The organism is Rhizobium sp. FG113, from assembly GCF_057809895.1.
This window is the reverse complement of record NZ_JBMDKV010000003.1, coordinates 172,955-187,466: the sequence shown is the minus strand read 5'-3', so window position 1 is coordinate 187,466 and position 14,512 is coordinate 172,955. Positions and strand designations below refer to the sequence as shown.

Genomic DNA, 14,512 nt, shown 5'->3' with positions numbered 1-14,512 from the left:
GGTTCAAACGGTGGCCCGCGAAAGGCGGTGCGGCACCGGATTGAGGCACGAAATGTACCTGTATGTATGACAGCGTGATGAATGACGCGTCATAACGAAACTCAAATGGCGAGAGACTTTTCCCCTCGCCTGAAATGGTCAAGGCCGCCCAACTTCATGAAAGTCGCGAGCGGCCTTTTCCCAATCTCTGGAAAGCACGGCGGACCATTAGATCCGCCTGCTTCTTTTATCAGGCTTCGGCTTCGCCTTCGAGCGCCGGCTCAACCGGAGCTTCGATCGATGCACCGAGGTCACGGCCCGACGAGCTCTGCTGACGAGCGATACCGTCGATGGCAGCGCGCGAGATCAGGTCGCAATAAAGAGCGATGGCGCGCGAAGCGTCGTCGTTGCCGGGGATCGGATAGTCGATCAGGTCCGGGTCGCAGTTCGAGTCGATGATCGCGACAACCGGGATGCCGAGGCGCTTGGCTTCGTCGATCGCGATCTTTTCCTTGTTGGTGTCGATGATGAACATCAGGTCCGGCGTGCCGCCCATGTCCTTGATACCACCGAGAGCCTTGTCGAGCTTTTCGCGCTCGCGCTCGAGGTTCAGGCGCTCTTTCTTGTTGTAGCCGGACTGTTCCGAAGACAGGATCTCGTCGAGCTTGCGCAGACGCTGGATCGAGTTCGAAATCGTCTTCCAGTTGGTCATCATGCCGCCGAGCCAACGCGAGTTGACGTAATACTGAGCGGAACGCTTGGCCGAGTCAGCGATGAGCTCGGAAGCCTGGCGCTTGGTGCCGACGAACAGAACGCGGCCGCCACGAGCTACGGTGTCGGAAACAGCCTGCAGAGCGCGCGACAGAAGCGGAACCGTCTGTGCGAGGTCGATGATGTGGATGTTGTTACGATCGCCGAAAATGTACGGCTTCATCTTCGGGTTCCAGCGGTGAGTCTGGTGACCAAAGTGGACGCCTGCTTCAAGCAGCTGGCGCATAGAAAAATCGGGCAATGCCATGCCTTGTTATCCTTTTCCGGTTGAACCTCCGCAAGGCGAACAGCACTCTCTTCGAGAATGCCACCGGGCGGAACCATCCGGATTTCTCCCGGACAATCCCATGCCTTACGTGTGGAATGCGGGGGCCATACCCTCCCCGCCCCGGAAAATCAAGCCTTATCGGCAAAATAACCGCCACGCCCGGCCTTTAGGCACATTCCGGACCCTTGGGCGGATCAGTCGGCGTCGCAGGGCCAGCTTGTCGGCGTCGCCATGCCCTGAGGCAGCTTGGTCTTCGAATCGCCACAGGCTAGTGCCACCTGCGCCTCTTCAAGGCCGGTCGCCTGTGACAGATCCAATCCACTTATCCTGGTCAGGAACAGGAAGGCGCGGTCGAACGAGATCGGACCGGTGAAGGTGGCGCCGCTGAGATCGGCGCGCGACAGGTTGGTCAGCGAGAAATTCGCGCCTGTAACGTCTGCGCCCTTGAAGTTGACGCGACCGAGTTCAGCCTTTTCAAAATTGACGCCCTTCAGCGTTGCGCCACTGAAGTTGGCGCGCTGCAGCTCCGCGCCTGTGAAATTGGCGCCCTCGGCCTTAACGCCCTCAAAGCCGGAGCGATAGGCCTCGACTTTGGAGAAATTTGCCTTCGTCAGATCGGAGCCGGTAAACCAGGTACGAACGAGCGTCGCCTTTTCCAGGTTGGCGGAGGCGAGATTGCTGTGGCTGAGATTGGTGAGCGTGAAATCGGCGTCGGCGAGGTTCCCCTTCTCGAAATCGCCATCCTGCAGCATCAGGTTCTTTTTGCTGCAGCCACCCCAATCTATACCCGCGGAGGCGGTCGAGCCGCAATCGGCCGCGGAGATCGAACTAGAAAATGCAGCCGCCAGCATGGCGACAGCCAAGGCCGTCACGGCCATGATCGATACTCTAAAGCCTGGCAAAATATGCACTCCGCTTGCCGTCAATGCTCACTATAGAGCGATCTCTAGCACAGAGCGCGTCGCTTTGCATACCGTGTCAAACTGAAACGGTGAAATCGCTCAACGAGTGCAATTACTTACAGGTGATGTTTTGGCGTCGAGAAGCTCCAGCTTGGAGAGCTTGCCGGTCAGGACGAAATCGCCGTAATCCATCGTCAGGTCGCGCGTGATGCCGTTCTCATAGAGTTTGAACGACATGCGATAGACCGGAAGGGCGTCCGTCTTGGTGTTCTCGTTGAAATAGGAGATGGTCACCGGCCAGAACGAGGTCTTGGAGAAGGCGCCCGCATTGCCGGCATCGGCCTCGACGCTGACAGGTGTCACCGCCTTGCCGACAACCGTTGTCGTCGCCAGCGCCTTGTCGCCATCGTCGGAGCCATCGAAGACGCGGGCTTCGAACAGGCGGTTGCCGGCCTTGGCGTTCTTGATGACATCCATCATGTGCTCGGTCGGGAAGCGGCTTGCGGCCAGCTGCAGCTCCTTGCTTGACGGCTGCTTCAGATCGACCTTAGTTCCATCGGCCTGATCCTGGGCCGCGCCGTTCACTTCCTTGTCGAGCTGGTCGTCGGTAAACGACTTGGTGTCGAAGGTGAACTTGCGGTCCTTCAAGTTCTCGAACGTATTGGTCTGCTGATCGCTGACGCGCACGGCATCGCCGGTGTCGATCTGCGTGACGAAGCGGAACTTCGTGGTGTAGCCGGTGCAATAGTCACCGTCGAACTCGTAGACCATCCGGCCGGACATGCCCGAAATGCCGGAGCGCTCCGACGCATCCTTCAGTTCCAGCTCGTAGATCGCCCGATGCGCGATCAGGCCCGTGGCCATCACTGCGCCGGCTGCGGGTGTCGCCGCATGAGCGGTTGCCGAAACGCCTGCAAGCAACAGCGCGGCAAGACTCGATCGGACCATTGATAATCTCCTGTTGGACTCACCAACGATGTTATAAGAACGCATCCGGCTAAATCGAGGCTCGATCGTGTCACAAAATTGATTCAAGCCCAGATGCATAGTTTTAGAACTATTCACAATAAAAGCGGAGAGAAAAATGTCCGATCAGATCGCAGCACGGCTGAAAGAGATGGGGATATCCCTGCCCCAGGCTGCAGCACCCGCCGCCAACTACGTTTCCTATGTCATCTCGGGCAACGTCCTCTACATCTCCGGCCAGCTGCCGATCGAAGACGGCAAGATCGCGGTCACCGGCCACCTCGGCCGCAATGTCGACGTCGCCACGGGCCAACGCGCTGCTGAACTCTGCGTCATCAACATCCTGGCGCAGGCAAGTGCAGCACTCGGCGGCGATCTTAGCCGCATCAAGCGCGTCATCAAGCTGAACGGCTTCGTGGCCTCCGTGCCTGAATTCGTCGAGCAGCACCTCGTCATCAACGGCGCGTCGAACCTGATCGCCAATGTTCTCGGCGATGCCGGCAAGCACGCCCGTGCCGCCGTCGGCATGGCGGCGCTGCCGCTGAACGCCGCCGTCGAAATCGATGCCATCATGGAAATCGCATAATGACCTCTGCAGCATGGCTTAAGGAACGTCCCGTCGCTCACCGCGGCTATCACGACCAGAACAAGGTCGTGTGGGAGAACACGCTTTCGGCTTTCGCGCGCGCGGTCGAGGCAGGCTTCGCGATCGAATGCGACCTGCACTATGCCTCGGATGGCGTTCCCGTCGTCTTTCACGATGAGAATCTCGAGCGCCTTTGCAATCTGAAAGGCGACGTGCGCGAGCGTACATCGAAGGAACTTGGCATGCTCTCGGTCGGCGGAACGGCCGACAAGATCCCGACGCTTCGCCAACTTCTCGAACTTGTGAAGGGAAAAGTGCCGCTCGTGATCGAGCTCAAGGGCCGAGAAACCGACGATGAAGGCTTCGTCGAAGCGGTGCTGGAAGAGCTCGAGGGCTATGAAGGCCAGGTGGCGCTGATGAGCTTCGACCATTGGCTCTTGAAGGAACTGAAGGCGCTGAACGCGCCCTACCCGATCGGGCTGACGGCCGGTGGAAACAAGCCGGAGGAGTTTCAAGCCCATGAAAAGGCTATGAAACACGGTCTCGACTTCATTTCCTATTTCTTTGCCGACCTGCCCAACCCGTTCATCACGGCAGAGCGCGAAAAGGGCATCGTCGTCATCACCTGGACGGTTCGTGACGAGAAGGCGCGCAAGCACACCTTCGAGAACGCCGACCAAATGACCTTCGAGGGCTTCGACCCGCGCGCGTCCGTTTGACGCTCGCTTTTTCAACAAGCCCTCGCTTTTTCATCAAGATATGCGCAGACTGGCAATGCCCCCAAATCATTGAAACGGTCTCGCATTCGCTCCATGACTGATGAACTTTCAATCCGCATAGAGCGGTCTTTCACCGCGATTTCCCCGGAGAGCTGGTCCACGCTCGCCGGGGCTTCCCGATCAAGCACTTCGATCGCCTACAATCCCTTCGTCTCGCATGCCTTCCTGTCGTCGCTCGAGGAATCGGGATCGGCAACGGCGGAGACGGGATGGCTCGGGCACCACATGCTGCTCGAGACGGACGACGGGCGCCTCGTCGGCGCACTGCCCGGCTATCTGAAAAACCACAGCCGGGGCGAATACGTCTTCGACCATGGCTGGGCCGACGCCTTCGAGCGCGCCGGCGGACGCTATTATCCGAAGCTGCAATGCTCCATCCCCTTTACGCCTGCCACCGGCCCGCGCCTACTGGTCGCCGAGGATTATCCGCGTCTCGCCGTACAGGACGCGATGGCGGAAAGCCTGAAGGAAGTCGTGCGACGGCTTGGCGTATCCTCCGCGCACATCACCTTCGTGCCCGACGACGAGATGGCGGTGCTGGAAAGCGAGGAGTATCTGCACCGCACCGACCAGCAGTTCCACTTCATCAATGAAGGCTATGCCAACCATGATGAATTTCTGGAAACGCTCGCCTCGCGCAAACGCAAGGCGCTTCGCAAGGAACGCCGCGCAGCACTCGAAAACGGCATCAGCATCGATTGGCTGACCGGCAGCGACCTGACCGAGGATATCTGGGACCAGTTCTTCGCCTTCTACATGGATACCGGCAGCCGCAAATGGGGACGGCCCTATCTGACGCGGGAATTCTACTCGCTGATCGGCGAGCGCATGCCCGAGGATATCTTGCTTGTCATGGCCAAGCACAATGGCCGCTATATCGCCGGCGCCATCAACTTCATCGGCTCCGAAACGCTCTACGGCCGGCACTGGGGCTGCATCGAGGATCATCCCTTCCTGCACTTCGAGGTCTGCTATCACCAGGCGATCGATTTCGCGCTCGCCAAGGGGCTAAAGCGGGTGGAAGCAGGCGCGCAGGGAGAGCACAAGCTCGCCCGAGGTTACCTGCCGGTGACAACGCATTCAGCCCACTATGTCGCCCATGCAGGCCTTCGCCAGGCGATCGGCGATTACCTCGCCCGCGAGCGCGATGACGTCGAGCACATGAACGAGATTTTGAGCGAGCACAGCCCGTTCCGTCGCGGCGAGCGGCTACAGGAGGATTGACGCCCTCGCCTCAGCCGCGCTACGCGAAGACGACACCATCAGGAGAGATAAGATGACGAGCGCGGCTTACGACACCAACAACATCTTCGCCAAGATCCTGCGTGGCGAGATCCCCTCGGTCAAGGTCTACGAGGACGAGCATACGCTGGCTTTCATGGATGTGATGCCGCAGGCGCCGGGCCACGTGCTCGTTGTGCCGAAGGCCGCCTCGCGCAACCTTCTCGACGCCGATCCGGCCGCACTCGCCAAGACCATCCCCGTCGTCCAGACGATCGCCAACGCGGTGAAGGAAGCCTTCGACGCCGATGGCGTGTTCGTTTGCCAGTTCAATGAACCGGCAGCCGGCCAGACCGTCTTCCACCTGCACTTCCACGTCATCCCGCGCCACGAAGGCATCGCGCTGAAGCCGCATTCCGGCCAGATGGAAGATGGCGCCGTGCTGGCTGCGAATGCCGAGAAGATCAAAGCGGAGCTTTGATCGACAAAGCCGAGCTTTGATCGATGAAGTCGAGCTTTGAGCTGAACACACCCACATCAGGAGGACACCGATGATACGTCATACCGTGGCATTTCGCCTGAAGCACGCGGAAGGATCCGCCGAGGAAAAGGCGTTTCTTGACGCAGCACTCATCCTCACCACGATCCCAAGCGTGAGAAACTTCGAGCAGTTGCGGCAGACTAGCCGCAAGAACAACTTCGCTTTCGGCTTTTCGATGGAGTTCGAGAATCAGGCCGGATACGACGCTTACAACGAGCATCCCGTACACACGGCCTTTGTCCGCGATCATTGGGTGCCTGAGGTCGAAGAGTTTCTCGAGATCGACTATACACCGCTCTGACCAGCGTTCGCTTGTCGGAGGCACAGGCTCAAAGACATGAAAAAGGCGGCCCGAGAGCCGCCTTTTTCAATTGCCTTACTTCTTCGGCACCCTTGGCACCGCGGCCTTCTTCGGCGCGCTCTTGACCTCGGGCTCGGCAACCGCCGCTGCCTTCGACTTCTTGACCGTGGCCTTCTTGGCCTTGGCCTTCGTCTTCAGCTCGCCGTCATCCTCGTCGTCCACCTCGGGGTGTACGACCTCGGCTTCCGGCTTCGGCTTGATCGGCGCGGTGTCCGACACGGCTTCCAGGATGATGCCCGGCTTGCCGTCTTCCTTCGGTCCGACGGTGACGTTGACAACGCCGCCCTTCTTCAGCTTGCCGAAGAGGATTTCATTGGCCAGCGGCTTCTTGATGACGTCCTGGATGACGCGCGCCAGCGGACGGGCGCCCATCTTTTCGTCGTAGCCCTTCTCGGCCAGCCACGAAATCGCATCCTCGTGCAGGTCGAAGGTGACATTCCGTTCGGAAAGCTGGGCTTCGAGCTGCATGATGAACTTCTGCACGACCTTGTGGATGACCACTGTCGGCAGCGGTGCGAACGGGATGACCGCGTCGAGACGGTTGCGGAATTCCGGCGTGAAGATGCGGTTCAGCGCTTCCTCGTCCTCGCCCGTCCGCTTGGACGAACCGAAGCCGAAGGCGGCCTTTGCCATTTCCGACGCGCCCGCATTGGTCGTCATGATCAGGATGACGTTGCGGAAGTCGATCTTCTTGCCGTTGTGGTCGGTCAGCGTGCCATGGTCCATCACCTGCAACAGGATGTTGTAGATGTCGGGATGGGCCTTTTCGATTTCGTCGAGCAGAACCACGCAATGCGGATGCTGGTCGACGCCATCGGTCAAGAGACCGCCCTGGTCGAAGCCGACATAGCCGGGAGGTGCACCGAGCAGACGCGAGACCGTGTGCCGCTCCATGTACTCGGACATGTCGAAGCGCAGAAGCTCGACGCCGAGCGACGAGGCCAGCTGCTTTGCCACTTCCGTCTTACCGACACCAGTCGGGCCGGAGAAAACGTAGGAGCCGATCGGCTTGTTCGGCTCACGCAGGCCGGCGCGCGCCAGCTTGATCGAGGTCGACAGTGCTTCGATCGCGAGGTCCTGGCCGTAGACGACCGAGCGCAGTTCCTGCTCGAGATTGGCGAGAACGGCTTCGTCGTCCTTCGACACGCTCTTTGGCGGGATGCGGGCCATCGTGGCGATGGTCGCCTCGATTTCCTTCTCGGTGATCAGCTTGCGGCGCTTGGATGGCGGCAGCAGCATCTGGGCCGCGCCGGTTTCGTCGATCACGTCGATCGCCTTGTCCGGAAGCTTGCGGTCGGAGATGTAGCGCGCCGACAGCTCGACCGCCGTCTTGATGGCATCGTTCGAGTAGCGCAGGTGATGATATTCCTCGAAGTAAGGCTTCAGCCCCTTCATGATCGCGATGGCGTCGTCGATGGACGGCTCAGCCACGTCGATCTTCTGGAAGCGACGCACCAGAGCGCGGTCCTTTTCGAAGAACTGACGATATTCCTTGTAGGTGGTCGAACCGATGCAGCGGATCGCGCCCGAAGACAGAGCCGGCTTCAAGAGGTTCGATGCATCCATCGCGCCGCCAGAGGTGGCGCCGGCGCCGATCACCGTGTGGATTTCGTCGATGAACAGAACGGCACCAGGATACTCCTCGAGTTCCTTGACGACCTGCTTCAGGCGCTCTTCGAAATCACCGCGATAGCGCGTGCCGGCGAGCAGCGTGCCCATGTCGAGCGAGAAAATCGTCGCATCGGCCAGCGCTTCCGGAACCTTGCCTTCCATAATCCGCTTGGCCAGACCTTCGGCAATCGCCGTCTTGCCGACGCCAGGATCGCCGACGTAGAGCGGATTGTTCTTCGAACGGCGGCACAGGATCTGGATGGTGCGGTTGACCTCGGCGTGACGACCGATCAGCGGATCGATCTTGCCGGTCTTGGCCTTCTCGTTGAGATTGACGCAGTAAGCCTTCAGGGCGTCCTGCTGCTTCTTGGCGCCGCCTTCTTCCTCGGTACCGCGCGCGGCATTCGGCTTGCTCTCGGCTTCGCCTTCCTCGGCGCCACGCGGCGTGCGGTTCTCCGAAGAGCCGGCGCGCTTGCCGATGCCGTGCGAGATGTAGTTGACCGCGTCGTAGCGGGTCATTTCCTGCTCCTGCAGGAAGTATGCAGCGTGGCTTTCGCGCTCGGCGAAGATGGCGACGAGCACGTTGGCGCCGGTCACTTCCTCGCGGCCGGACGACTGCACATGGATCACGGCACGCTGAATGACACGCTGGAAGCCGGAGGTGGGCTTCGAGTCTTCATCGTAACCGGTGATCAGGTTGGAAAGTTCATTGTCGACGTATTCGACGAGCGTCTTCTTCAGCGCGACGAGATCGACGTTGCAGGCACCCATGACGGCTGCCGCATCGGCGTCGTCGATCAGGGCGAGCAGCAGATGCTCGAGCGTCGCATATTCGTGATGCCGCTCGTTGGCAAAGGTCAGTGCCTGATGGAGCGCCTTCTCAAGACTAGGCGAAAATGTTGGCACGTTCAGATCCTCACTTCTTTTCCATGACGCATTGCAGCGGATGCTGGTGCTGTCGGGCGAAGTCCATCACCTGGCTCACCTTGGTTTCCGCCACCTCGTATGTAAATGTTCCGCATTCGCCAACGCCGTGGTTGTGGACATGCAGCATGATGCGGGTGGCACTTTCACGGTCCTTCTGAAAAAACCGCTCCAGGATGTGGATGACGAATTCCATGGGCGTGTAGTCGTCGTTCAGAATAAGTACGCGGTACAGGTTAGGCTTCTTGGTCTTCGGTTTGGTGCGCGTTATGACCGAGGTGCCGCGATTTCCGTTGTCCCCGTTCCTTTCGCTATCATCCTGCATCCGGACGGGCGTTGCGATCATTTTCATTCGTTCCTCGATCAACCCGGCGGAGCATGGGAGATGTGCTTTACCCGCCGAATGTCTGACTACTAACTTAGTTCATAATAGAGCGATTTTAAGCCCCTTGCTTCACACTGCAATCACAATTCGCCCGCGTCAGGCGCAAAGACACAAAAATAGCGCGCAGATTTGAGACTGCCTGACGGCAAAACAAAAAGACCGGCTGCAGATGCGTAGCCGGTCTTTGTATTTCAAGAGGTAAGAGACGTGTGCGCTAAGCTTAGGCCGCCGTCTGCGTCGCCACCGGCGCCGGCTTCATTGCCTTGGTGGCGGCCGCGACCGGCGCCTCGTAGGGCTTGTAGGCGCTCTTGGCGATGTCGGAGTACATTTCCGTCAGCTTCGTCGCTTCGGCGACAAAGTTTTCATAGGCGGACTTCACATAGCTGGTCTGCAACTCGAAGACGGCTTCGAAGCTGCGGGCGCCCGAGAGAGTCTCGAAATGCGTGACAGCGTCCTGAAAAGACTTCTTGGAATATTCGGTGGTTTCCGTCGCGATCGCCTGCATACCCTTGGCCGTTTCCGAGTAGCTTTTCAGCACCGCGTCCATGGCTTCCTTGCTCTTGCGATTCGTGTCCTCAAAATTCAGCATGACTATCCTCCTTGTCTTGCGTCGATAGCGGAGGTTAGCTGCAGCGCACACGAAGTCAAGCGACTTTGTGCAATGCAAAACAATCATTGGTTGCGATGGCAATTGTAATTTCGGCCCAGTTTTCGAGCGACGTACGTCTTTAATTGATTTCTCTAAAATATATCAGGCGCCCGCAACCGTAAGCTTTGAACAAAAACTCGGTTGCGAGCCGCGAATACTTTCTCGACGACGATCAGTCGAGCAGATCGGCCGGAACCTTGCCGCCATTCTCCGACAGCTTCTTCAGAAGCGCCTTGTGCAGGAACATGTTCATCGTCGCCGAGTCGTTCTTGTCGCCGGTATAGCCGAGCTCGGTCGCCAGCTCCTTGCGCTCGGTGAGGCTCGCATCCATGCCGACTGCCTTCATGAGATCAACGATCGAGCGGCGCCAATCGAGCTTCTGGCCATTCTTCTTCACGGCGGCGTCGAGCACCATGGCGATATCGACCGAGGTCGATGGCGCGGAAGTGGCTGGCGATGTGGGTGCGGGGGTCGGAGACGGGCTCGGGGCGGCTGAAGGCGATATCGGCGCCTGCGCAGGCTCAATCTTAGGTGCTGCGGCCGGCGCTGCCTCGGCGGCGTGCGCTTCACCCCAGATTGCGTGTTTGATCTTGTCGAAAATACCCATGTCCGGTTTCCCCTTGATGGCGCTCGAGCACATGCTCAAGCCCAAGATGGGGCGCAAGGCCGGGTGGTCCAGAGCGGACCAGCAATTTCGGCCAGGCCGCGACGTCGCGGCCCAGGCACAATCGGTGCGAGACAAAGCTCGCGACCGGATCAGAGGTCGACGTCGAGGATCGCCATCGAGAAGTTGTACGAGCGGTCGCCGTCCTCGTCATCGATGTAGACGACGCCCAGAAATTCCTCGCCCATGTAGACTTCAGCGGAGTCGTTCTTGCGCGGACGTGCCTTGACGATCATTTCCGGGTTGAACGTGCGTTTGAAATAGGCGTCGAGTTTCTTGATTTCTTCGGGCTTCACACTGCATCTCCTGAGCGGTCTCAATGGCCGCTTTTTGCATGGGAAAGATGGGCCTGTAAAGGCGCGGAGCCGGCTGTGATACCGCTTTCCCCGCCGTTCTTCAGGCCATGTTGTCGCTCTGCGCGACGCGAAAACGCCTAGATGTCGGCGCCCATCACCTGATCCATGATCACTTGATCCATGAGCCGGGATGGTTCCGAACAGCCGGCCGTGCCGACCACCTTGGCGGGTACGCCCGCGACCGTCGTCTTCGGCGGCACCGCCTTCAGCACCACGGAACCGGCGGCGATGCGCGAGCAATGACCGATCTCGATGTTGCCGAGGATCTTGGCGCCGGCGCCGATCAGCACGCCGCTGGCGATCTTCGGATGGCGATCGGCGCCCTCCTTGCCGGTGCCGCCGAGCGTGACGCCGTGCAGGATCGAGACGTTGTCGCCGATGACGGCGGTTTCGCCGACGACGAGGCCCGTCGCATGATCGAGGAAGATGCCACGACCGATACGGGCGGCCGGGTTGATATCGGTCTGGAAGACGCTGGAGGAGCGGCTCTGCAGGTAGAGCGCCAGATCACGGCGGCCACGATTGAGCAGCCAGTGCGCGAGGCGATGGGTCTGCAACGCGTGGAAACCCTTGAAATAGAGCAGCGCCTCCATGAAGCGCAGGCATGCCGGATCGCGGTCGTAAACGGCCTGGATGTCGACGCGCAGGATGGCGCCCCATTCCGGCCAGTCGGCCAGCATCTGGTCGAAGGTCTGGCGCAGCAGGATCGCCTGCATATCGGGGTGATCGAGACGCTCGCAGATGCGGTAGATTACGCATTCCTCGAGCGAGCGATGGTTGAGCACGGTCGAATACAGAAATGCCGCCAGCACCGGATCGGCTTCGGCGGCAAGACGCGCTTCCTCGCGCAGGCTATCCCAGATCGGGTCCATCGCCTTGAGCGAACCTTGGGTCTCAAGAGGACGAATGTCTGACTTCGCGACCATCGAGGTCTCCTTGTCTTCCGAATGGCACTCCATCCGGGCATTGTATTCCGGCCAGATCGCGCGATCCGGCCACGCCACTGGCGCTTGAGTGTCACCCTATATAGGGCAAAATCCGGCTGATATAAATGGGGCGACGGAAACAGCTTTTCGCTATTTCCGCATTTTGGTGAACGATCGTCCTTGCGCGCTCGCCCCTGATGTCACCGGGCGGAGAGTTTCGCGTAAAAGTCGAGAACGGCCGCCTTGAACACCTTGTCGCCGACGGCAAGCATGTGGTCGCGGCCGGGGATATCGAGCGCGCGTGCATCGGGCATCAGCGCCGCCAGTTCCTGCGGAGAGCCGGCGATATCGTCCTTGGTTCCGACGGCGACCAGCGTCGGCGCCTCGATCTTTGCCATGTCACTCCGTTCCACCAGATCGCGCGATCCCCTGATGCAGGCGGCGAGCGCTTGGCGGTCGCTCTTCGTCTGCTCGGCGAAGGCGCGGAACATGCGGCCGCGGGCATGGGTGACGCCATCGATCGAGGGCGCCAGCAGCGCATCGGCGATCGGGTCCCAATCGCCGACACCATCGGTCATGCCGATGCCGAGGCCGCCGAGCACCAGAGAACGGACGCGATCGGGGTGCTTCAACGTCGCGAAGACCGAGATGCGCGCGCCCATGGAGTAGCCGATGAGGTCGGCTTCCGGGATGCCGAGATGATCGAGCAGCGCGATGGAATCAGCCGCCATGATCCAGGGGCGATAAGCTTCGGAATCATGCGGCTTGTCGCTTACGCCGTGGCCTCTGTTGTCCATGGCGATCACCCGGTATCCGGCCTCGCCCAGCGTTTTCAGCCAGCCCGGGTAGACCCAGTTGACGCTGGCGGTCGAGGCGAAGCCGTGGATGAGCAGCACCGGCGGCCCCTCGGGATTTCCCTCGTCGAAATAGGAAAGGTTGAGGCCGTCGTGCACGAAGGTCGAAAAGGCAGGCGTATTCAAGTTCATCGGGGCAGTCCTGTTTTGCCGGACCATATTTTATCGGGCCGCTGACGGGAACCCCTGCCCCAATCAAAAAGCGCGCCCAAACGCGCCTCCAAAAACTATCGGGCGCGCGCCTCCTTTGGCTCGACACATTTCCGGCGACGCACTATAAGGTGCGCACGTTTTCAAAGGCATTCGGAGATCCCTCATGGCCGGTCACAATATCCCTCACTTCCAGAACGACGGCGGACACCGTGTCATCGAAGTCGGCGTGAAGGAATTCATGTGCACCGGCGCCTCCGTTCCCTACGACCACCCGCATATCTTCATCGACATGGGCGACGAGAACGAGAAGGTCTGTTCCTACTGCTCGACCCTCTACCGCTTCAACGGCGCGCTGAAGGCCACTCAGACGAACCCGGCCGGTTGCGTCTTCCATTTCCAGGTCGCCTAACTCACACGTCGCTTAATTCACCGAAACACAGATTGGATCGACCATGTCGGTCGAACATGCCGCTATTATCGGAGCGGGCGTCGCTGGTCTGACGGCGGCGCTGGCACTCGCCAGGCATGGCATTCGCTCCGAGATCTTCGAGCAGGCGCCTGAGCTGACCGAGGTGGGCGCCGGGCTGCAGATATCGCCCAATGCGTCGCGCATCCTCGACAAGCTCGGCGTGCTCGACGTGTTGACGCCGATCTGGCTCGAGCCGAACAGCATTCGCCTGATCTCCGGCACGTCGCTGCATGAACTGGCGGCCGTGCCATCTGGCCCTGCCGCGCGCGCGCGCTGGGAGGCGCCCTACGGGGTGCTGCATCGCACCAGCCTGCAAGGCGCGCTGCTTGCTGCCGTAAAAGACAATCCGCTCTGCACGCTTCATCTCGGCTCGCGCATCGAAAGCGGCGATATCGCCGCCGTCACTCGCGCGGGCGGCGTGATCATCGGCGCCGACGGCGTCTGGTCGAAGACGCGCGATCTCATCGCCGACAGCCCCTCCTCGCGCTTTTCCGGCAACATCGCCTATCGCTTCACCGTCTCGGCGGCGGATGCGCGGGGCGTGCTGAACCGCGAGAGCGTCTCGGCCTTTCTCGGACCATCGGCGCATCTGGTCGCCTACCCGCTGCGCGAGACCGACAGCTTCAACATGGTGGCGATCACCACGGGCCATGCGGCTACGCGCGAATGGCTGGCGCAGCCGACGCAGGCGCAGCGCCAACAGTTGCTCGCCCGCTTCTCGCGCTGGAACCCGGCGTTGCTGTCGCTGTTTGAAAAATCCGGTGAAATGACCTTCTGGCCGCTTTACGAAGCGACGCGCGGCAAGTGGCAGAACGGCCGCGACACGGTGCTGATCGGGGATGCGGCGCATGCGATGATGCCGTTTGCCGCACAAGGTGCGGCAATGGCGATCGAGGACGCCTACGAACTGGCGTCGTTCCTGGCGAAACGCCCAGTTTCAGAAGCGCTGCCGCTCTTCGAAGCCCACCGTGTGCCGCGCGTGAACCGGCTGCGCCAACGCGGCGCGTTCAACCAGTTTGTCTATCACGCCCGTGGTCCATTCCGGATCGGGCGTGATATCGTTCTCTCGCTGAAGCCGCCGCAAAGTCTCGCGGCGGATCTTGACTGGATCTACGCTTATCGCGCCATGGACTGACAGGACCGCTGA

The 14,512-nt window shown here is 60.3% G+C and carries 17 protein-coding genes; 7 read left to right on the top strand and 10 right to left on the bottom strand.

The genetic code is table 11. The annotated features are described in order from the left end of the window. Positions 1-229: 229 nt before the first annotated feature. The 3 genes from rpsB to ACODTZ_RS11140 form a co-directional block, all read right to left on the bottom strand. Entirely contained in the window at positions 230-997 is a 768-nt protein-coding gene (gene rpsB / locus ACODTZ_RS11150; RefSeq protein ID WP_047510222.1) for a 30S ribosomal protein S2, read from the bottom strand. A gap of 215 nt (positions 998-1,212) precedes the next feature. Then, positions 1,213-1,896 (bottom strand): pentapeptide repeat-containing protein, encoded by a 684-nt coding sequence (locus ACODTZ_RS11145; RefSeq protein ID WP_197067341.1) that lies wholly within the window; start codon positions 1,894-1,896, stop codon positions 1,213-1,215. Between the two features lie 123 nt (positions 1,897-2,019). Further along, entirely contained in the window at positions 2,020-2,868 is an 849-nt protein-coding gene (locus tag ACODTZ_RS11140; RefSeq protein ID WP_489025752.1) for a cell envelope integrity EipB family protein, read from the bottom strand. 136 nt (positions 2,869-3,004) lie between these two features. Here ACODTZ_RS11140 and ACODTZ_RS11135 point away from each other — a divergent pair, with 136 nt between their 5' ends. The 5 genes from ACODTZ_RS11135 (at position 3,005) to ACODTZ_RS11115 (ending at position 6,314) form a co-directional block, all read left to right on the top strand. Beyond that, a complete protein-coding gene (locus ACODTZ_RS11135; RefSeq protein WP_489025750.1) occupies positions 3,005-3,472 on the top strand; it encodes a RidA family protein in 468 nt (155 codons plus the stop codon). Beyond that, entirely contained in the window at positions 3,472-4,191 is a 720-nt protein-coding gene (locus ACODTZ_RS11130; RefSeq protein ID WP_209190344.1) for a glycerophosphodiester phosphodiesterase, read from the top strand. The genes ACODTZ_RS11135 and ACODTZ_RS11130 overlap by 1 nt, the downstream gene beginning before the upstream one ends. Before the next feature lie 93 nt (positions 4,192-4,284). Continuing rightward, on the top strand, positions 4,285-5,475 hold the full coding sequence (locus tag ACODTZ_RS11125) for a GNAT family N-acetyltransferase (protein ID WP_489025748.1): 1,191 nt from the start codon (positions 4,285-4,287) through the stop codon (positions 5,473-5,475). Between the two features lie 52 nt (positions 5,476-5,527). After that, positions 5,528-5,953 carry an HIT family protein gene (locus tag ACODTZ_RS11120; protein WP_018900016.1) on the top strand — a complete coding sequence of 142 codons (426 nt, stop codon included), beginning with the start codon at positions 5,528-5,530 and terminating at the stop codon, positions 5,951-5,953. Positions 5,954-6,023: 70 nt separating this feature from the next. Next, on the top strand, positions 6,024-6,314 hold the full coding sequence (locus ACODTZ_RS11115; protein ID WP_489025746.1) for a Dabb family protein: 291 nt from the start codon (positions 6,024-6,026) through the stop codon (positions 6,312-6,314). A 75-nt stretch (positions 6,315-6,389) separates the two neighbouring features. Here the strand turns inward: ACODTZ_RS11115 and clpA are convergent, their stop codons facing one another. The 7 genes from clpA to ACODTZ_RS11080 all read right to left on the bottom strand — a co-directional run bounded on the left by clpA (position 6,390) and on the right by ACODTZ_RS11080 (position 12,875). Next, positions 6,390-8,891 carry an ATP-dependent Clp protease ATP-binding subunit ClpA gene (gene clpA, locus ACODTZ_RS11110; RefSeq protein ID WP_489025744.1) on the bottom strand — a complete coding sequence of 834 codons (2,502 nt, stop codon included), beginning with the start codon at positions 8,889-8,891 and terminating at the stop codon, positions 6,390-6,392. Between the two features lie 10 nt (positions 8,892-8,901). Further along, a complete protein-coding gene (gene clpS, locus ACODTZ_RS11105) occupies positions 8,902-9,255 on the bottom strand; it encodes an ATP-dependent Clp protease adapter ClpS (protein WP_018900019.1) in 354 nt (117 codons plus the stop codon). A 259-nt stretch (positions 9,256-9,514) separates the two neighbouring features. Further along, the gene (locus tag ACODTZ_RS11100; protein ID WP_489025742.1) at positions 9,515-9,883 is read right to left on the bottom strand and encodes a phasin family protein; all 369 of its coding nucleotides are present in this window, start codon (positions 9,881-9,883) and stop codon (positions 9,515-9,517) included. Positions 9,884-10,115: 232 nt separating this feature from the next. Next, positions 10,116-10,550, bottom strand: a complete 435-nt coding sequence (locus tag ACODTZ_RS11095) for a DUF3597 domain-containing protein (protein WP_113235831.1) — start codon at positions 10,548-10,550, stop codon at positions 10,116-10,118. A gap of 149 nt (positions 10,551-10,699) precedes the next feature. After that, on the bottom strand, positions 10,700-10,903 hold the full coding sequence (locus ACODTZ_RS11090) for a DUF3126 family protein (protein ID WP_018900022.1): 204 nt from the start codon (positions 10,901-10,903) through the stop codon (positions 10,700-10,702). Between the two features lie 137 nt (positions 10,904-11,040). Beyond that, entirely contained in the window at positions 11,041-11,889 is an 849-nt protein-coding gene (gene cysE / locus ACODTZ_RS11085; RefSeq protein ID WP_026283285.1) for a serine O-acetyltransferase, read from the bottom strand. Positions 11,890-12,089: 200 nt separating this feature from the next. Then, entirely contained in the window at positions 12,090-12,875 is a 786-nt protein-coding gene (locus ACODTZ_RS11080) for an alpha/beta fold hydrolase (protein WP_489025739.1), read from the bottom strand. Positions 12,876-13,059: 184 nt separating this feature from the next. Here ACODTZ_RS11080 and ACODTZ_RS11075 point away from each other — a divergent pair, with 184 nt between their 5' ends. Together ACODTZ_RS11075 and ACODTZ_RS11070 are read left to right on the top strand one after the other, a co-directional pair. After that, complete coding sequence (locus tag ACODTZ_RS11075) at positions 13,060-13,305, top strand: zinc-finger domain-containing protein (protein WP_018900025.1); 246 nt, start codon at positions 13,060-13,062, stop codon at positions 13,303-13,305. A 43-nt stretch (positions 13,306-13,348) separates the two neighbouring features. Beyond that, positions 13,349-14,500: an FAD-dependent monooxygenase gene (locus tag ACODTZ_RS11070; RefSeq protein WP_489025738.1), complete on the top strand. Its 1,152-nt coding sequence runs from the start codon at positions 13,349-13,351 to the stop codon at positions 14,498-14,500. Positions 14,501-14,512 lie beyond the last annotated feature (12 nt).